This window comes from Janthinobacterium sp. GW822-FHT07H11 (assembly GCF_058798615.1).
The window spans coordinates 3,093,439-3,112,951 of sequence record NZ_CM179507.1; the positions used below are offsets into that span (position 1 = coordinate 3,093,439).

A 19,513-nucleotide genomic window follows, 5' to 3' on the forward strand; every position below is an offset into this window, starting at 1 on the left:
GGCGTCACGGCGCGGCCGGCCGGGCGGCCAGCCGGCGCAGCCATTGCAGCACCGCGTCCGCCACCCAGTCGCCGTCGTCGAGCGGCAAGTCGTGGCCCGCGTCGGGGTGCAGCATGCAGGGCGCCTGCCACGCCTGCGCCAGGCGCAGCGTGCAGCGGTGGTCGACCAGGCGGTCGCGCGCGCCGGCCAGCAGCAGCAGCGGCATGGCGGGGCGGCTGTCCGGCGCGCGGAAGCGGGCGGCCGACTGCAGCTGGCGCAGCGCATTGCGGCGGCTGACCGGGTACTGGCGCTGGTAGCGCAGCCAGTCGGCCAGCAGGGCGGCATTGCCGGCGCCGTGGCGGCGGCTGGTCAGGCGCAGGATCAGCGCTTCCTGGCTGCGCCGGCCGCCGAACAGCAGTTGCGCCAGCAGGGCCGGGTAATTCTGCCAGCGCAGGCGCCGGTAGAACGGATTCCAGGGCCGCATGCTGGTGTTGATCAGCACGCACAACGCGATTTCCTGCGGATGGCGGTGCGCCCATTCGACGGCCACCATGGCGCCCAGCGACAGGGCCAGCAGGCGGTAGGGCGGCGCCATGCCGCGTTGCAATAAATCCTGTCGGCAAAATTCCACCATGTCGGCCACCCGCGTGGCGCTGGGCAGCGCGTGCCGCTCGCCATTGCCGGGCAAGTCCGGCGTGACGATGGCCGCGCCCGGCAGCGCCTGCGCCAGCCGGGCGGGAAAGCCGCCCCAGTGGCGCTGTTCGCGCATCAGGCCGCGCAGCAGTATCCAGGCAGGCTGTCTGTCCATGCTTTTCTCCGTCATGCTTCATACCATTGCGCCAGCGCGCGCCGCCGCTGTGCCTTGCGGGCCAGGCCTTCCGGTATCCAGCGGCCGTGGCTGTTGGCGGCGCGCATGAGGAAGTCGAACCAGACCAGGTGCCGCCGCAGCACGCGCTGCAGGCGGTGCGCGGCCGTCGGGTTGAAGATGCTGACCCGGTTGAACAGCTGGCGCGGGTTTTTCTTGACCCACAGCCAGGAACCCATTTCCAGGGTCAGCGGCAGGAAAACCCGCTCGCTGTAGCTGGTGCCGTTCAGGTACAGATAATCCCACAGGTCGCCATGCGTGCGGTACTGCCGGCTTTGCGGCTCGAACACATAGTTATGGTTGGGATAGCTCTGGCTGAACAGCTCTTCCAGCGCGCCGATCTCGGCCAGGTGGGCGATCGGCACCTTGGTGTGTGCGTGGGGAAACCAGATGCGGTCGCGCAGGCCGAAGCCGGAATGGCAATCGAGGGCCATGCTGAACTGGCGCGACAGCAGTTCGCGCTCGACCAGCGCACACACGGCGGCGCTTTCCGCCTCCATGGCCGCCCCGGGCGCGCCCCGGTACCAGGGCAGGCGCCGGCTGTAGCGCTGGCCGCCCAGCATGAACGGCACTTTTTCGCGCGCGCTCAGCGGCGCATTGCGCATCAGGTCCACGCCCTGCGGATTGCAGCGCGTGGCTTGCCACATGCCGCCCGGATTGACCAGCGGCATGAAGACGAGGCGCATCGATTCGAGCTGCTGGTGCAGAGTGGCGTCCCAGCGCAAGCGCGCCAGCAGGCTTTCCAGGAAGGACAGAATGACTTGCGTGCCGATGCGCTCGAGGCCGTGGATGCCGCCAAAAAAGCCCAGTGCGGGCACGTCGGGGCTGGGGTTGCCCAGCGCAATGGTGTACACGGGAAACTGGCGCCCATCCATGGCGATGCTGCAGGGCGCGGCCACTTCCAGGTGGCGGCCGCCTTCGTCGATGAGGCGCTTCAGCATGACCAGCTCGGGCAGATTCTTTTCGATCATGGATCGCTTGAATGGGAGAGTGACGGCCAGTGTAGCCGAAATCGCGGCCGTTGCCGACGTCCCGCATGGCGAAATTTAGTGATGGCAAGCATGTCACGAAGCCGTCATTTTTGCTGTGTAGGCTATTGCAGTTGGCGCAAGAATTGTTACTTGATAACACCCCGTTGCAGCGTCTTTCCACTCTTTCACGATAGCGACACGATAGCGATATGACAGGCAGCCCCGCATCCGTTCATATGCTTGCGCTGGCGGGATACCTGGTCCTGCTGGGCTTGCTGGCCGCCGCGGCGCCGGCGCGGGCGCAGTCCGCCGATGGCGCCGTGCTGCAGTTCGATATCGCCGCCCAGAGCCTCGGCGATGCGCTCGAGCTGTACAGCCGCCGCACGGGCATCGCCGTGCTGATGGACCAGCGCCATGCGCAGCGCCGGTCCGGCGCCGTGCGCGGCGCGCATGCGCCCGGCGCAGCCCTGCAACTCCTGCTGACGGGCACCGGCCTGCAGGCGCGCCAGTCCGACGCGCAAGCCGTCATCGTATATGCCCCGGCAAGCGCCGCCGACGCGGCCGAGCTGCCGCCAGCTGCCGTCGTGGCCGCCGCCGATATTCCCGGTGCACAACAGGGCGGCGCCGATGTCGCGGCCTATGCGAGCCGCCTGCAGCACGTGCTGTTGGGGCTGCTGTGCCGCGCGGCGCAGACGCGTCCGGGCGGCTACCGGCTGGCGCTGCAGCTGTACCTGAACCGCGCCGGCGTGGTGGAGCGGGTGCAACTGCTCGACAGCACGGGCTTGCCCGCGCGCGACAAGGCCATCGCGCGCCTGGTGCTGGGCATGCGCGTGGGCGCCGCGCCGCTGCCTGCCATGCCGCAGCCCGTCTCCATCCTGCTGCTGCCGGAAGGGCCGGGCGCGGAAGTCGATTGCGCCGCGGGCGCGCCGGCAAGGTCGGCGCCATGAGCATGCCCGACCTGCGCAGCAAGCTGAAGCGCCACCTGAGCTCGCGCTACGCCGTGCTGCGCTGGCGCCTCGAGCGCGTCGTCGGCTGCCGGCACAACGCGGCCGATGCGCTGCAGGAAACCTGGCTGCGCCTCGAAGCGATGGCGCAGCCGGCCGCCGTGCACAATCCCGACGCCTACCTGCTGCGCATGGCGGCCAATATCGCCACCGATGCCTACCGGCGCGACCAGATCATCGTCACCGAACGCGAACGCGAGGAACTGATGCACATGGCCGACGAGTGCGGCAACGATGTCAGCGACCCGGCGCGCATCGTCGCCGCCCGCCTCGACGTGCAGGCGCTCGACGCGGCGCTGGCGCGCCTGTCGCCGCGCCGCCGCGCCATTTTGACCGGCGCCAGGGTCGATGGCTTGCTCAACGAAGAAATCGCCGAGCGCTTCGGCATTTCCGTGGCGATGGTGAAGAAAGAATTGCAGGCCGCCATGCAACACTGTAAAACGTGCATGGCCGACGCCGATGCCGCCCAGCGCAGCGACGTGTCGGGCCGCCGAAAATATTGATAACGCTCATGAATACTTCCGATCGCGGTCAGCGCGACCCTTGCGGCAGCGCCGGTGACACCGACGCCGCCATCCGCCAGCAGGCCGATGCCTGGTGGCTGCGGCTGCGCGCCGCCGATTTTACGCGCGCCGACGCCGAGGCCCTGCGCGCCTGGTGCGCCAGCAGCCCGGCGCACGCGCGCGCCTGGCGCGAGCTCAATCAACTGTGGCAGGCCCTCGACCCGGCACTGGAACGCGCCGCCGCGCCGCCAGCAGAGCCGCCGCGCGCGGCCGTGCTGGCGTTCCCGCTGCGGCCGGGGCGCCGCGTTTTCCTCGGCGGCGCGCTGGCCGCCGGCGTGGCCGTGCTGGCCCTGCGCCCGCCGCTGGGCGCCTGGCCGTCGCTGCAGGAGCTGGGCGCCGACTACCGCACGGGCACGGGCGAACAGCGGCAGGTGGCGCTGTCGCAGCAGATGACGGTGCAGATGAACACGCAGACGCGCATCGATGTGCGGGCGCCCGAGTCCATCGAACTGCTGGCGGGCGAGGCGGAAATCCTCGCCCGCGGCGCGCGCCAGCCCGTCAGCGTGGTGGCGGGAGCGGGGCGCCTGCTGGCGCAGTCGGCCCGCTTCAATGTGCGCCACACGGACGACGCCGTCTGTGTCACCTGCCTGGCGGGCGCCGTGGATGTTGTCTGGCAGCAACGGCGCCTGACCCTGGACGCGGGCCAGCAAGTGGTCTACGACGGGCGGGGCGTGCAGGCGGCCACGGCCGCACCAAAGGGCGAGGCCAGCGCGTGGCGCACGGGCGCGCTGTCGTTCGCCGGCAAGCCGCTGGCCGAGGTGGTGGCCGAAATCAACCGCTACCGGCCCGGACGCGTGCTGCTGCGCAACCCGGAACTGGGGCGGCGCCTCGTGCGCATGCGCTTTTCCATCGCCCAGATGGATGGCGCGCTGGCGATGATACGCGACCTGACGGGCGCGAAAATGACCAGTTTGCCGGGCGGCGTGGTGCTGCTGAGTTGATCGCCGCATGTCCTGCGGCGGGGGCTGGCAAAATATTTTTCAAAAAACATTATCCCTTCCGCCACCGAGCTACGTCATGGAGGCATGGACGTCTGCGCTACCGCCAGACCCCGTTCCCTACTCACTAGCCAGGAAACCATTGCCATGACCAAGTTTCACACTGCCCAGCGCCCAGTCCCGAACGTCGACACGGGCGCGCAGCGTAGCTCCACGCTGGGCAGCCGCCTGCGGCTCACGCCGCTTGCTTACGCATTGACCACCATGCTGATGGCGGGCGCCTTTGCCGCGCCGGCGCGCGCGCAGCAGGCGTTCAGCGGCGGCTGGTTCGCGGCCAAGGGCGCGAACCAGAACACGGCATCGACGTCGGGCCGATTGCCGAACGGCCAGCCGCTGCCGCTGGGCAGCCGCCCCGAGGGCCAGCAACAGCAGGCGAACCAGCAGTTGCAGCGCTCGCTTAACAACCTGAACCTGGCCGCGCGCGCCATCGCCGCGCAGCAGGCGGCCCAGGCGCAGGCGCGCCAGGCCGCCGCCGGCGACGCCAGCGTGCCGAACGGCCTGGCGCAGGGCGGCCTGCAGGTCGACACCAACAGCCTGACGGCCGGCTGGCTCCATGCCCAGGCGCCCGTGCAGACGGTGGCGGCGGGCAAGACGGCCGTGGTGGTGCAGCAGACGGCGGACAAGGCCATCCTGAACTGGGAAACATTCAATGTAGGCAAGGACACGACCCTGACCTTCCAGCAGCAAAAGGACTGGGCCGTGCTGAACCGGGTCAACGATCCGCAAGCCCGTCCCAGCCAGATCCAGGGCCAGATCAAGGCCGACGGCACGGTGCTGCTGGTCAATCGCAACGGCATCGTGTTTACCGGCACGAGCCAGGTCGACACGCGCAGCCTGGTGGCGGCCGCGGCCCGTATCGGCGATGCGCAATTCCAGAAAAACGGCATCTACAGCGCCGGCACGGCCGGTGCCACGACATTTACCGATGCGGACGGCAAGGTGCAGGTGCAGGCGGGTGCTCGCCTGGCCAGCAACGCGCCCAAGGGCAGCACGGAAGGCGGCGGCTATGTGATGCTGCTGGGCAAGGAAGTGCACCATGCGGGCGAGATTGCCACGCCCAAGGGCCAGGCCCTGCTGGCCGCCGGCGACAGTTTTACCATTAAAAAAGGCGTGGGCACGGACGGCAATCCGCTGTCGACCACGCGCGGCAGCGAAGTCACGCCGCAATTCGCGGCCGCCAGCACGGCGGGCAAGGTCGTCAACACGGGCCTGATCCAGGCACGCGAAGGCGACGTCACCCTGGCCGGGCGCGACGTGCGCCAGGAAGGTGTGGTGCTCGCTTCCACCACGGCGGCCACGCGCGGCACCATCCACCTGAACGCCCTGGGCAGCGACGCGGCCGTCACCGTGGGCCGCGGCGCCACCACGGCCATCGTGCTTGAGGACGATGGCAAGACGACGGCGCTCGACAGCCAGCGCGACGCCATGCGCGGCCCGGCCGTGACGGGCACGGAAAACATCGTTGCCGTCAACGACCGCCGCGACCAGTCGCGCATCGAGATCGGCAGCGCCGGCACGGTGGAGTTCCTCGGCGACTCGCTGACCCTGGCCACGGGCGGCCAGATCGCCGTCAACGCGGCCAGCCGCAGCCTGCTGCGCGACGGCGCCCAGCTCGACGTCTCCGGCGCCGTCGGCGTGAAGGTGGCCATGGAGGCGAACAATGTCGAGATCAACGTGCAGGGCAACGAGCAGCGCGATGCGCCCGTCAACCGCGACGGCAAGGCCTTGCTCAACAGCAGTATCTGGGTCGACCGCCGCAAGCTGGTGTTCGTACCGAAGGGCACGAACGGCTACGACAGCGACCGCTGGTACACGGCCGGCGGCTTGCTGGAAGTGGCCGGCTACCTGGGCACGCAGGGCCATTCCGTCAGCGAGTGGATGGCGCAGGGCGGCACGGTGAGCTTCGGCGGCAAGGACGTCGTCACGCAGGCAGGGTCCGCCATCAACCTGTCGGGCGGCACCCTGGACGTGCAGACGGGCGCGCTGCGCCAGACCTGGCTCAAGGGCGCCGATGGCAAATTATATGAGGCGGGCAGCGCCCCGGCCGACCTGGCGTATGCGGGCGTGTACAAGGGCTACGAGGAAGAGCATGCGCGCTGGGGCAAGGAAGCGAGCGCCTTCTACGCCAGCCCATTGATCGCCGCGCAAAAACGCCTGGAAAACGGCTATACGGTGGGCCGCGACGCGGGCAAGCTGGTGGTCGCGACGGGTTCGGCCGTGCTGGAGGGGGGCATGACGGGCGAGGTCTTCCAGGGCGAGCGCCAGACGCAGGCGCCGCAGGCCCTGCTCGACGGCTACCAGCAGTCGCAGCTGGCGGCCGCGCAGCGGGGGCAGCTGATCGTCGGCCAGTATCAGCCCATGTTCGACAAGCGCACGGGCGTGCTGCAGCACGCCTTGTCGGCCGTCATGGACGAGGTGCGCCTGACGCGCGTGCAGGACGGCATCGCCGCCGGCCTCGACGTCACAGGCGCGCTGGCACCCGAGCGCCAGGGCAGGCTGCTGCTCGACACCAGCTTGCTCAATGAGCAACATCTGGGCGCCATCCGCCTCGCCGCGAAAGGATCGATCACGGTCGACAGCGCGCTGCAGGTGGCCGACGGCGGCAATATCACCCTGTACGGCAAGGACGTGGCCATCAATGCCAGCCTGCGCAGCCATGGCGGCAGCATCATGGCCGGCAATGTGCTGAACCAGGTCGGCGCGCTGGGCATGTTGGACACCGTCGTCAATCCGGGTGGGCCAGCGGGCAAGCTGCTGCTGGCCGATGGCGTCACGCTCGATACGAGCGGCCTGCTCAGTAACGTGCTGCGCGATCCGCTGGCCGCCGCCGGCCTGCCTTATATCAATGGCGGCAATGTCTCGCTGCGGGCGCACGGCGACGTGCGCATCGGCAGCGGCAGCCTGATCGACGCCGGCTCGGGCGCGGCCATCCTGTCGCAGGCAAAACAGCAGGGCGGCAAGGGCGGCAATGTGAGCCTGGCCAGTTATGGGGCCAAGGCCGATTTGCTGCTGGGCGAGGGCGCGCAAGTGCGCGGCCATGGCGTGCAAGGCGGGGGCAAGCTCGAATTGCAGGCGAACAAGATCGTGATCGGCGAAATTGAAAACCCCGGGGCAGGCACTTTGCACCTGGGCGGCGACTTCTTCGACAAGGGTTTTTCCAGCTACAGCCTGTTCGGCAAGCAGGGCTTGACGGTGGCGGATGGCACGCAAGTGGACGTGCGCATGCCCGTGCTGCGCGTGGTGGACAACGAGAAACTGGCCTTGTGGATGCCGGAGCAGGTCACGGAAAACGCGCTCAAGGGCACCTTGACGCAGCGCAAGGGCGCCAGCCTGGCCCTGCAGGTGGGCGATATCCAGTCCGGCGCGGCCGACATGGCCAGCGCCGAGCTGCTGATAGGCAAGGGCGCCGTCGTGAGCGTCGATGCGGGCCAGTCCATCAAACTGGCCAGCGTGGGCCAGCTGACGGTCGAAGGCCGGCTGAACGCCTGGGGCGGCAAGATCAGCCTGGGCGGCGTGGGCGTCGACGTGAGCGTGTCCGAAGCGGTGGAAGCGGCCGGGCATGGCCGTTCCCTGTGGATAGGCGACAATGCCGTGCTCGACGTCGCGTCGCGCGCCGTCACGGCCATGGACGTGCAGGGCCGGCGCTATGGCAAGGTGGCGGACGGCGGCAGCATCGTCATCGGCGGCGAAATCGACCATGCGCAGGGCAGCACCTCGGCGGCCAGCCTGTTCGTCGTCGTGCGCGACGGCGCTGTATTGGATGCTTCCGGCGCACATGCGGTGCTGGACGTAAACGGCGCGGCCATCGACGTGGCCAGCGCGGGCGGCAGCATCGCGCTGGCGTCGAACAATGGTTTGTACCTCGATGGCCAGCTGCTGGCCAGGGCGGGCGGCGCGGGCGCGGCGGGCGGTAGCCTGTCCGTGGCCACGGGCACGCCCGTCTACCTGAAAACGCTGGCGACGGACAAGGTGTTGCAGGGGCGCCAGCTGGCCTTGACGCAGCACAAGGTTGCCAGCGACTTGGCCGACGGCGTGCAGGCGCGGGATGCGGCACAGGACGGGCCGCAGGCGCTGCAGTACGGCCATGGCCGCTACTCGGTGGAGCAGGTGCAGGCGGGCGGCTTCGGCAGCCTGTCGCTGCTGGGTGCCGCCTCCTTCGATGGCGACGTGTCGCTGACGCTGCAGCAAAGCTTCCAGCTGTATGGCGCGCCCGTGCTGTCTCCCGGCAGCAAGCCCGGCGCGCGCATCAACATCGCGGCGCCATACGTGCGCCTGGCCAGCGTCAAGCCGGCAGGGCGCGACTACTATGTCACGCCGGGCACGGCGGGCCAGTCGCCGATGGCCGGCCAGGTCAGCATAGCTGGCGACCTGATCGACGTGCGCGGCTTGGTCGACATTCGGGCGGACGACGTGCGCCTGACGAGCCGCGGCGACCTGCGCTTCCTGCTGTCGCCGCTGGGATGGGATGGCAACCAGGCGACGACGGTGCTGTCCACGCCGGGCGACATGACCCTTAGCGCGGCCCAGCTGTATCCGGAATCGGGCGCCGGCGCCGCCGTGCGCGCCGGCTATGGCAGCATCAATGGCAAGATCGGCTACGATCCCGCGCACAGCCTGAACATCGCCCGCACCACCGACAGCGTGCCGGCCATGCCGTATTCCGCCTTCGGCTCGCTGGAACTGGCGGCCGCGCACATCGAGCAGGGCGGCGTGGTGCGCGCGCCGCTGGGGCGCCTGGCCATCGGCGCGGCAGGCTATGACAATGACAAGAGCCTGAGCGTGAATCTGCTGTCCAACAGCATCACCTCGGTCAGCGGCGCCGGCCTGGCCATGCCGTATGGCGGCACCGTCGATGGCCAGACCTGGAACGTCGGCGGCAAGCCGGTCACCTTGATGGGCGTGGGCGGCATCAATGCGCAGGGCGGCCTGCACAACGGCGTGGAAATGGCCGGCGTGGCCGTGGACGTGCGGCCTGGCGCGCTGCTCGACCTGTCCGGCGGCGGCGAACTGGCGGGCGCCGGCTTCATCGCGGGCCGCGGCGGCTCGACCGACGCGCGCTACCACCCGCTGGCGCAGGTGGGGGCCAATGGCGGCTTTGTCCTGCCGGGCCTGGCCACCAACCCCGTGTACGCCATCGTGCCGGGCGTGCAGGTGCCGCAGGCGCCAGCGGGCGGCGAAAAGGCGGCGTCCGATCCGGCCGTGGGCCGGCAGGTGACGATAGGCAGCGGCGTGCCCGGCCTGGCCGCCGGCACCTACACGCTGATGCCGTCGACTTACGCCCTGTTGCCGGGCGCCTTCCGCGTGGAGCTGAACGGTTTGGCGGGCCAAGGCAGCGGCGCGGCCCCGGCGCAGCAGCTGCGCAACGGTTCCTGGGCCGCGCCCGGCACCCTGTCGATCGCCGGCACGGACATCCGCGCGCCGCTGGCCAGCCAGCTGATACTCACGCCGGCCAAGGTCCTGCGCAGCTATTCCCAGTACAACGAAACGGGCTATGCCGCCTTCGCGCTGGCCGATGCGCAAACGCGGGGCATTCCCCGCGCGCTGCTGCCGGCCGACGCGAAGACGCTCAAGCTGACCCTGGCGCAGGACGGCGGCCCGGACACCTTCCAGTTCAAGGGCACCGGTAAATTCGGCGCCGCCGAGGGCGGCTATGGCGGCACCGTGCTGCTGATGCCGGGCCAGAGTGCCAACGGCGATATTGAAATTCTCGCCGACGGCGCGCCCGCCACCAGCGGCGCCGGGCTGGTCAGCGTGCGCGCCTCCAGCCTGAACAATATCGGCGCTGCCCGCATGATGCTGGGCAATGCACCATCGGTGGAATATGGCCAGGCTGGCAACTACGTGAACTTCGGCGCCAAGTCGGCCCGCGCCATCTACCTGCGCGCGGGGGCCGTCCTGTCGGCGCCCGAGGTGTTCCTCGTCGCCCAGGACCCCAGTAGTTATCTGCTGGGCGATGGCTTGATCGATATCGCGCCCGGTGCCGGCATCAGCACCGTGGGCAAGGGCAAGGCCGCGTATGACGCCAACGACGGCTTCATCTACAAGAAGGGCCGCGCGGACGTGCACATGCTGGCGGCCTCGAACGGCTTGCTCAACGTGGCGCCGGCCAGCGGCACGGCGCGCGGCGGCATCCGCATCGGCGTGTGCGACGACGCCTGCACCGACAAAGGAACAGCGAGCCTGTACTCGGAAGGTACTTTGCTGCTGTCGACGAATGGCAGTTTCGCGCTGGACGACACGGCCCGCTACGGCACGCGCAACCTGAGCCTGGCCGTGGGCGCCATCAACATGGGCAGCGGCGAGGCGCTGGCGGCGGCCCAGGCCAGCGGCACGCGCTCGAGCGGCCTGACCATGAACCAGGGCGTGCTGGAACGCCTGCTGCGCGGCGATACCGGCACGGGCGCGCCGGCCCTGCAGTCGCTCATGCTGAGCGCGGCCGACAGCGTCAATTTCTATGGCAACGTGGTGCTCGACACCTACGACAAGGGCACGGGGAAATCGACCTTGGAGCGCCTGGTGCTGACCACGCCGGCCATGTATGGCCAGGGCGGCGCCGATACCGTGGCCACCATCCGCACGGCCAACCTGATATGGGGAGGCGCCCTGTCGCCGGCCGGCAATGTGATCGCGCATGGCGCCGGCACGGGCAGCGGCACCTTGAACCTGGAAGCGGAGCGCATCGATTTCGGCTTCGGCCCGTTCACGCAGCCGGCCGGCGTCGCCTCGTTCGACCGCCTGGCGCTCGGTTTTGGCACGGTCAACCTGAAGGCCAGCGGACAGGTCACGGCCAACCACAAGGGCAGCCTGTCCGTCTACCAGGCGCAGGGCGCCTACGAGGCGGGCAAGGGCTTTCAGTACAGCGGCGGCAACCTCAATATCAGCACGCCGCTGCTGACGGGCGACGCCGGTTCCTCGCACAGCTACACGGCGGGCGGCGCGTTGAAGGTGGCGGCCCCGGCCGGTACGGCGCCAGCGGCCCCCGTCACGAATAACGATGGCCTGGGCGCGCAACTGGCGCTGAACGGCGACAGCGTGAGCGTGGCGACGGCCGTGGTGTTGCCGAGCGGCAAGCTGGCCATCAGCGCCCAGCGCGACATTACCGTGGCCGACGGCGCGCGCATCGACATGGCGGGCCGCAAGAGCACCTTCTTCGACGTGGACAAGTACAGCTGGGGCGGCGACGTGACCCTGGACAGCCGGGCCGGCGATATCCGCGCAGCTGGCGGCGCCGTGATCGACCTGTCGGCCGAGCACAACCGCGCCGGCAGCCTGAAGGCCGTGGCCCTCGATGGCGCGGCCGGCATGGTCGACTTGCAGGGCAAGATCCTTGGCGGTGCCAGCGGCAGCTACGACGCGGGCGGCACCGTCGTGCCATACAAGCAGGGCAGCGTGGACGTGCGCGCGCAGACGCTGGGCGCGGGCGGCACGCTGGACAGCCAGTTCGCGTCGCTGAACGCGCGCCTGACGGAAGGCGGCGTGACGGGCGGGCGCAGCTTCCAGCTGAAACAGGGCGATTTGACTATCGGCAATGAACTCAAGGCGGGCGAGGTGCAGGTATCGCTCGACAATGGCCGCCTGACGGTGGCCGGCACGATAGACGCCAGCGGCGAGCGCGTGGGCAGCATCCGCCTGGCCGGCAAGCATGGATTAACTTTGGCCGGCAACGCCGTGCTCGACGCGCATGGCACGCTGTTGCGCGTCGACAGCTATGGCAAGATCATCGACAGCCCGAACCGCGCCACGGTGGAACTGAATGCGGGCGAGGGCACATTGGATCTGGCCGGCGGCGCGCAGATCGACCTGCGCCACGGCACGGCCGCCGTGGCCGGCAAGGGCAAGGGCGAATACGACGGTGCCGCGCGCGGCACGCTGGAACTGAGCGCGCCGCGCCTGGGCAGCGGCGGCGTTCGCACGGATCTTGATGCGGCCACCTTCGGCGACATCGCCATTGCGGCCGGTGGCGGTTTGACGATACGCGGCGCGAAATCGATCGCCGTCAACGCCATGCAGCGCTATGACGACGCGGCCTACGCCACGGACCTGTCGGCCAGCGGCCGCCCCTACCAGGTGATCAACCAGGCATATCTTGACAGCAAGCATGCGGACAGCACGGCCTTCATCGACGCGGCGCTGGCCAACACGAACTTGCGCAATATCAAGCTGGCGGGCCTGGCCACGGCCGCGTATGCCGATGCGCTGCACTTGCGTCCCGGCGTCGATATCGTCAGCAAGACGCCAGACGGCGACCTGGTGGTGCGGGGCGACCTGGACCTGTCGGGCATGCGCTACGCCAGCCTGAACCCGCGCTTTCAAGCAACAAATGTGCGCGGTTCGGGCGAGGTGGGCAGACTGCTGCTGCGCGCCGGCGGCGATTTGGGCATCTATGGCAGCATCAACGACGGCTTCGCGCCGCCACCGGCCACCCAGGATGACAAGGGCTGGATCTTGCTGCCGGGGCGCGACATCAATGGCAGCGACGTCATCGTGCCGGGCAAGGGCGTGACCGTGGCCGACGGCACCTTGTTCCCGGGCGGCATCGCGCTCAATTACGACTTGCCCGTCAAGGGCTTCAATCTGGACGCGCAGACGCGCCTGCCCGTGGCCGCGACGCTGGACCAGGCCGTCACCTTGCCGGCCGGCACGGTGCTGGCCGCTGCCGTGCGCGACGGCGCCGGCAACATCGTCCACGCTGCCGGCAGCCTGCTGGCCACGGCGCAGACCTTGACAGCCGGCATGCGCCTCGACGCGGGCAGCGTGCTGGCGCAAGCGGTGATGGTGCGCGGCATGACCTGGCCCAAGGGCGTGCCACTGCCTGGCGTGGCCGGCGAACGCTCGGTCTTCGCGCTCAATGGCAACCTGGCGCTGGCAGTGGGTTCGCTGATCCCGTCCGGCACGGACGTCAAGCTGATGGCCGGCGTGGAATCGATCGCGCTGCGTCCGGAAGTGGCGGGCAGCCAGGGCAAGCTGTGGGCCATCGCGCCCATGCTGGCCGAGGGTTCGCAGTCGTGGGGCATGCGCCTGGTGGCCGGCGCCGACCTGGAAGGGGCCGACACGCGCGGCGTGCAGGCGCATCCCGCGCACGGTACCCTGCGCCTGGCCGACAGCCACTACGGCATGTACGGCATCCTGATCCCGCCGAAAGGCGTGCAGTACTGGAGCAAGGAAGCGGGAGAGCAGGGCATCGAAGGCGTCGTGGCGGGCGAGCCGATCTCCGAGGAATTCCTCAATCAGAACGGCACCACGATTGCGCAGTTCTGTGCCGACACCCCCGGCTGGTGCGATCTGAGGGTGGCCTACGTGTGGACCAAGGCCGGCGCGGAAGAGTTTGCGGATGACAACGTGAAGGCGGGCGACCTGCTCGACCCCGTGGCGCTGGGCTGGCCCACCCTGTGCGAGGAAAATCCCACCTGGTGCGGCACGTCGAACCCCACGTTCGACTACAAGGCGAGCAGCCTGCGCTACAGCGTGCTGCGCACGGGCACGGGCGACCTGGACCTCGTCAGCGGCGCCAGCCTGCGCATGGACAGCCTGTATGGCGTGTACACGGCCGGCATGTCGTCCGCGCCGACGGCGGCCGGCGACCCGTACAACCTGCCGCGTTCGCGCAATGCGGACGGCAAGGTGCTGGGCAACCCCGACGGCGCCCATGAACGCCTGGTCGATGGCGGCGCCGACAGCATTTACCGCGCCTGGTATCCGGAGCAGGGCGGCAATCTGTTGCTGAAGGTGGCGGGCGACTTGAGCGGCTCGCTGGTCGACGCGCCTTCCGCCAGCAACGAGCGTCCCGTCAGCAAGGATGCCATGGCCGATTCGGTGACAGTGGGCAACTGGCTGTGGCGCCAGGGCAGTGGCGGCGTGGCCACGGGCGGTGCGCCCCAGCCGGTGGCGTGGTGGATCAATTTCGGCAGCTATGTAGGCCGCGGTACGCTGGCCGATACGGTGCTGGGTTTTACGGGCTTCGGCACCCTGGGCGGCGGCAATGTGCGCGCCGAAGTGGCGGGCAATGCCGGCGTGCTGGCGCCACTGACGGGCAGTTCGTACAACGGCAGCATCAACCCGCGTTCGCAGGGCTTGCTGCTGGCCGTGGGCGGCACGGGCCGCATGCAGGCGGACGGCAGCCTGCTGCAGACGGGCGGTGGCGATCTTGACCTGCGCGTGGGCGGTGCCCTGAATCCCGCCGGCAAGGCCGGTGGCAACCACCTGAACGGCGCGCTGGTCGATGTGCGTGGCCACGCGGAAGCGTCGGCCACGCAACTGGGCAGCGTGGCGCTGCAATACGGCACCCAAGCCACCGATCATGTGCCGCTGGAATCGCGCGCCTACGATGCCTTCCGCGCCACGCGCGCCACGCCCCGGGGCGCCATGACCCTGGTACCGGGCGACGCCACGTTCAGCGTGGCAACGCTGGGCGACCAGGTGCTGCAGGATGTGGCCGACCCCGGCCGCGTGACCCTGTTCAATGGCACGCCGTTTACCGGCGCGGCGGGCGAGCACGGCTACGGCTACAGCTGGTTCAGCCTGTGGACGCCGCGCACGGCGCTCGATCTGTACTCCGCCGGTGGTAACATGATCCCGCTGACTGCGGCGCTCGGCACGGCCACCGACCTTGCCGTCGTCTATCCGTCCATCATGCGGGCCGCGGCCGCGAATGGCAGTTTGTATTATGGCAAGGCGATCGGCAGCCCGAATGCCGTCCGCGACTATGGCCACCCACTGCTGCTGGCGCCGTCGCCCAACGCCCAGCTGCAATGGCTGGCCAGCGACTCCATCTACGCGGGCGGCTACGCCGTCAGCCAGTCCGGCGCCGCCGCCGACAGCATGGCGACGCCGTTCAAACCAGGCTTCACGGGCTGGGATATCCAGCCTAATGTGACCAATCCCCTGGCCACGAATGTCTCGAGCACGGGCACGCCGGCGACGAAATGGAACTTCCCGCTGTTCGCCTTCGGTCCCGACTCCTCGGCCGGCCCCGCCAACAGCGGCACGCAGACGGCCCGCATCTATGCCGTCACGGGTGACCTGGTGGGCGTGAACAGCGGCCGCATCGTCGAATTTTACAATGCCAGGCGTGCAGGCATCACCTGGTACGAGGGCGCTCAGCCCGTGTGGATGAAGGCGGGCCGCGATATCGTCGGCAGCGGCACGGCGCTGCTGGAAGGCATCGACGGCAGTGGCGATGGCGCCACCATGTTCCGCAATGTCAGCAACCTGTTTGTCCACAACAACGCCTATGACGTGTCGGTGGTCTCGGCCGGGCGCGATATCCTGAACAGCTCCTTCAACGTGGCCGGCCCCGGCACGCTCGATATCAGCGCCGGACGCAACATATTGATGCAGGACAAGGGCAGCGTCGTCAGCCTCGGCCCCGTCGTCGCCGGAGACAAGCGTCCGGGCGCCGGCATCGCCATGCAGGCGGGCGTGGGCGCGGCCGGTCTCGACTACCTGCGCTTCGTCAAGCCGTATCTGGACCCGGCCAACGTGGCGCAGGCGGGTGTGCCGCTGGCCGAGCAGGCTGGCAAGGTGGTGAAGTCGTATGCGACCGAATTGACGACCTGGCTGAATGAACGCTACGGCTTCAAGGGCACGGCCGCCGAGGCGCAAGCCTTTTATCTGGCCTTGCCCGAGCCGCAGCAGCGCGTCTTCGCCCGCGACGTGTATTTCGCGGAACTGAAGGCGGGCGGGCGCGAGTTCAACGATGCGGACAGCGCCCGCTATGGGAGCTTCCTGCGCAGCCGCAATGCCATCGCCGCCCTGGCGCCGGCCAAGGACGCCAGCGGCAAGGCCATCGATTATGCGGGCGACATCGTCATGTACCGCGGGCTTTACGCCAAGCGGAACGATGGCGAACAGCGCTGGGACTATTTCCCCCGCAGCGGCTACGTGCACACCAACTTCGGCGGCGACATCCAGCTGCTCACGCCGGGCGGCAAACAGATCTTCGGCATCGAAGGCGAGGCGCCGCCGTCGACCTCGGGCGTCATCACCAAGGGCGGCGGGAGTATCGAGCTGTTCTCGCACGGCAGCATACTGCTGGGCCAGAGCCGCGTCATGACGACGTTTGGCGGCGATATCCTCGGCTGGTCGTCGGCGGGTGACATCAACGCTGGCCGTGGCTCGAAGTCGACCATCGTCTACACGCCGCCCAAGCGCGTGTATGACAACTGGGGCAATGTGACCCTGTCGTCCGACGTGCCAAGCACGGGCGCCGGCATCGCCACGCTGGCGCCGATCGCCGAAGTGCCGGCCGGCGACGTCGACTTGCTGGCGCCGCTGGGCACCATCGACGCGGGCGAGGCGGGCATCCGCGTCTCGGGCAGCGTCAACCTGGCCGCGCTGGCGGTGGTGAACGCGGCGAACATCCAGGTCAAGGGCGAAGCGAAGGGCATGCCGACGGTGGCGTCCGTCAACGTGGCCGCCATGAGCAACGCCAGCGCGGCCGCCACGCAGGCGACGGCCGCGGCGCAGGACGTGGTGCAGCGCGAGCGCGCCGCCAGCCGCGCCGCGCAGCCGTCCGTGTTCACGGTGCGCGTGCTGGGCTTTGGCAGCGATGCCCCGTCCGACAGCGCGCAGGCCGCGCCGCAGGATGGCGCGCGCGCCGAGGCGGCCGGCTACAACCCGCGCAGCGCCGTGCGCGTGCTGGGCCTGGGCCCGCTGCCGGAATCGGCCACGCGCCAGCTGACGGCGCAAGAGCGCAGCAGGTTGTCGCCATGATGGCCGGCATGGGCGGGAGCGCCGGCACGGCCGCCAGGCGCCAGGCGGGCATGCGGCTGCCGCCCGGCCTGGCCGCGTATCGCCCGGCCATCCAGCCGCGCCTGCGGGCGGCCAACGATGCGCCGGCCGCGCAGGCCGGCGGCTTGCAGGCGGTGCTGGTGGCCCACTATGCGAGCCTGCACCGGCGCCTGGCGCGTCACCTGGGCTGCGCGGAACTGGCCAGCGACTGCCTGCACGACGCCTGGCTGCGCCTGGGCGCGGCGCAGCAGGGAACAGGCGCGCCGCTCGCGCACAACCCCGTTGCCTATGTGTTCCGCGTGGCCTGCAACGTGGCCACGGACAGCCTGCGCCGCAACCGCGCCTGGCTGTATGCGGACGACGGCGAGGGCGATGCCATCGACGGCGTGGCCGACGCGGCGGCGGGGCCCGAGCGGCTGGCCGAGCTGCGCGGCGACCTGCGGCGCCTCTTGCAGGCAGTCGAGCTGCTGCCGCGGCGCCATCGCCAGGTGCTCGAGGCCGTGCGCGTGGAAGAACTGAGCCGCCAGGAAGTGGCGCAGCGGCATGGCATGTCCTTGCGCAACGTCGATACGGCGCTGCGCCAGGCACTCGACCATTGTGCGCGCCATACGGGCCTGGCGGCGTTGGGCGGCGTCGGCACGCCGCGGCGCAGCCTGCGCTTGCGCCTGGGATAGGCGCATCATCCGTACGTTCGCGTACAGACGCGCAGCCATCCTGCTGTCACGCTGGAATCCCGGGCCTGCACGCGCCTGTCCAGCCAACAGCCAGGAGGTAGCGTCACATGACACAGGCCAGACCCCATGACGATGAAATCGATGCGGCGCGGCGCGGGCTGCTGATCGCCGGTGCGCTGTCGGCCACGGCGGCGGCCGTGCCCGGCGTGGCGGGAGCGGTAAAGACGGCCACCGAGGCCGGTTTTTCCGCGCCGCCCGTGCTGATGACAGTCAGCCTCGACGTCAACGGCCAGCGCCGCAGCCTGGAACTCGACACGCGCACCACCTTGCTCGACGCCTTGCGCGAGCACTTGCACCTGACGGGCACGAAAAAAGGCTGCGATCACGGCCAGTGCGGCGCCTGCACGGTGATCCTCGACGGCCAGCGCATCAATGCCTGTTTGACTCTTGCCGTGATGCATGAGGGCGCGAAGCTCACCACCATCGAGGGATTGGGCACGCCGGATAAATTGCATCCGATGCAGGCCGCCTTCATCGCGCATGACGGCTTTCAATGCGGCTACTGCACGCCGGGGCAGATCTGCTCGGCCGTGGCCGCGCTGGGCGAAATCCGCCAGGGCATCCCCAGCCACGCCAGCGCGGACTTGAACGCGCAGCCACAGGCGACCCCGGAAGAACTGCGCGAGCGCATGAGCGGCAATCTGTGCCGCTGCGGCGCGTATGCGAACATCATCGAGGCGATCTCCGAGGTGGCGGGGAGGCCGGCATGAGAGTGTTCAGCTACCAGAAGGCCGCCACGCCGGCCGAGGCGGCGGCCGCCGCCTTGCACACGCCGGGCGCGCGCTTCATCGCGGGCGGCACGAATCTGCTCGACCTGATGAAACTGGAAATCGACACCCCGGCACATTTGATCGACATCAATGGCCTCGCGCTCGATACAGTGGAAACGACGGCAGACGGCGGCCTGCGCATCGGCGCCCTGGTGCGCAATACGGCGCTGGCGGCGCACGCCACCGTGCGGCGCGACTACGGCGTGCTGTCGCGCGCCTTGCTGGCGGGGGCCTCGGCGCAGCTGCGCAACAAGGCGACGACGGCGGGCAACCTGCTGCAGCGCACGCGCTGCGCGTATTTCTATGACACGAACCAGGCCTGCAACAAGCGCGTGCCGGGCAGCGGCTGCTCGGCCATCGCCGGCTACAGCCGGCCGCTGGCCATCCTGGGCGGCAGCGACGCCTGCATCGCCACGCACCCGAGCGACATGGCCGTCGCCATGCGCGTGCTCGACGCCGGCATCGACACGGTGCGGGCCGATGGCAGCATGCGCCGCATCCCGATTGCCGACTTTTACCGCTTGCCGGGCAACACGCCGCAGCTGGAAACGGTGCTGCAGCCGGGCGAACTGATCACCAGCGTGACCTTGCCCCCGCCCGGGGGCGGCACGCACGTCTACCGCAAGGTGCGCGACCGCGCCTCGTACGCGTTCGCGCTGGTGTCCGTGGCGGCGATTATCTTGCCCGATGGCGCGGGCCGGCTGGCCTTGGGCGGCGTGGCGCCGCAGCCGTGGAGCGTTGCTGACGCGGAACAGGCGCTGCCCGCCGGCGCCGCCGCCGTCAGCGCGCGCCTGCTGGCCGGCGCCCATCCCACTGCCGACAACGCCTTCAAGCTGATCCTGGCGCAGCGCACGATTGCCGCCGTGATGGCTGAAGTACAAGCGAAGAAAGGCTAGGGCC

Annotated in this window: 9 protein-coding genes; 7 read left to right on the forward strand and 2 right to left on the reverse strand. The window is 69.6% G+C overall.

Translation table 11 applies throughout. From position 1 onward, the window contains the following. Nucleotides 1–4: 4 nt before the first annotated feature. Nucleotides 5–787 (reverse strand): alpha/beta fold hydrolase, encoded by a 783-nt coding sequence (locus tag AC3RCJ_RS13860; protein ID WP_492965725.1) that lies wholly within the window; start codon nucleotides 785–787, stop codon nucleotides 5–7. Nucleotides 788–798: 11 nt separating this feature from the next. Next, complete coding sequence (locus AC3RCJ_RS13865) at nucleotides 799–1,815, reverse strand: M14 family zinc carboxypeptidase (protein WP_492965182.1); 1,017 nt, start codon at nucleotides 1,813–1,815, stop codon at nucleotides 799–801. A 209-nt stretch (nucleotides 1,816–2,024) separates the two neighbouring features. On the opposite strand from AC3RCJ_RS13865, the gene AC3RCJ_RS13870 reads away from it, so the two are divergent. The 7 genes from AC3RCJ_RS13870 to AC3RCJ_RS13900 all read left to right on the forward strand — a co-directional run bounded on the left by AC3RCJ_RS13870 (nucleotide 2,025) and on the right by AC3RCJ_RS13900 (nucleotide 19,509). Beyond that, nucleotides 2,025–2,762 carry a hypothetical protein gene (locus AC3RCJ_RS13870; protein ID WP_492965181.1) on the forward strand — a complete coding sequence of 246 codons (738 nt, stop codon included), beginning with the start codon at nucleotides 2,025–2,027 and terminating at the stop codon, nucleotides 2,760–2,762. After that, nucleotides 2,759–3,322 carry an RNA polymerase sigma factor gene (locus tag AC3RCJ_RS13875; protein WP_492965180.1) on the forward strand — a complete coding sequence of 188 codons (564 nt, stop codon included), beginning with the start codon at nucleotides 2,759–2,761 and terminating at the stop codon, nucleotides 3,320–3,322. Before AC3RCJ_RS13870 ends, AC3RCJ_RS13875 begins: the two co-directional genes overlap by 4 nt. An 8-nt stretch (nucleotides 3,323–3,330) precedes the next feature. Further along, a complete protein-coding gene (locus tag AC3RCJ_RS13880) occupies nucleotides 3,331–4,323 on the forward strand; it encodes a FecR family protein (RefSeq protein WP_492965728.1) in 993 nt (330 codons plus the stop codon). A 144-nt stretch (nucleotides 4,324–4,467) separates the two neighbouring features. Next, nucleotides 4,468–17,091 (forward strand): filamentous hemagglutinin family protein, encoded by a 12,624-nt coding sequence (locus AC3RCJ_RS13885; protein WP_492965730.1) that lies wholly within the window; start codon nucleotides 4,468–4,470, stop codon nucleotides 17,089–17,091. Beyond that, entirely contained in the window at nucleotides 17,088–17,783 is a 696-nt protein-coding gene (locus AC3RCJ_RS13890) for an RNA polymerase sigma factor (protein ID WP_492965732.1), read from the forward strand. The genes AC3RCJ_RS13885 and AC3RCJ_RS13890 overlap by 4 nt, the downstream gene beginning before the upstream one ends. A 107-nt stretch (nucleotides 17,784–17,890) precedes the next feature. Beyond that, entirely contained in the window at nucleotides 17,891–18,553 is a 663-nt protein-coding gene (paoA, locus tag AC3RCJ_RS13895) for an aldehyde dehydrogenase iron-sulfur subunit PaoA (RefSeq protein WP_492964974.1), read from the forward strand. After that, nucleotides 18,550–19,509: an FAD binding domain-containing protein gene (locus AC3RCJ_RS13900; protein WP_492964973.1), complete on the forward strand. Its 960-nt coding sequence runs from the start codon at nucleotides 18,550–18,552 to the stop codon at nucleotides 19,507–19,509. The genes paoA and AC3RCJ_RS13900 overlap by 4 nt, the downstream gene beginning before the upstream one ends. Nucleotides 19,510–19,513 lie beyond the last annotated feature (4 nt).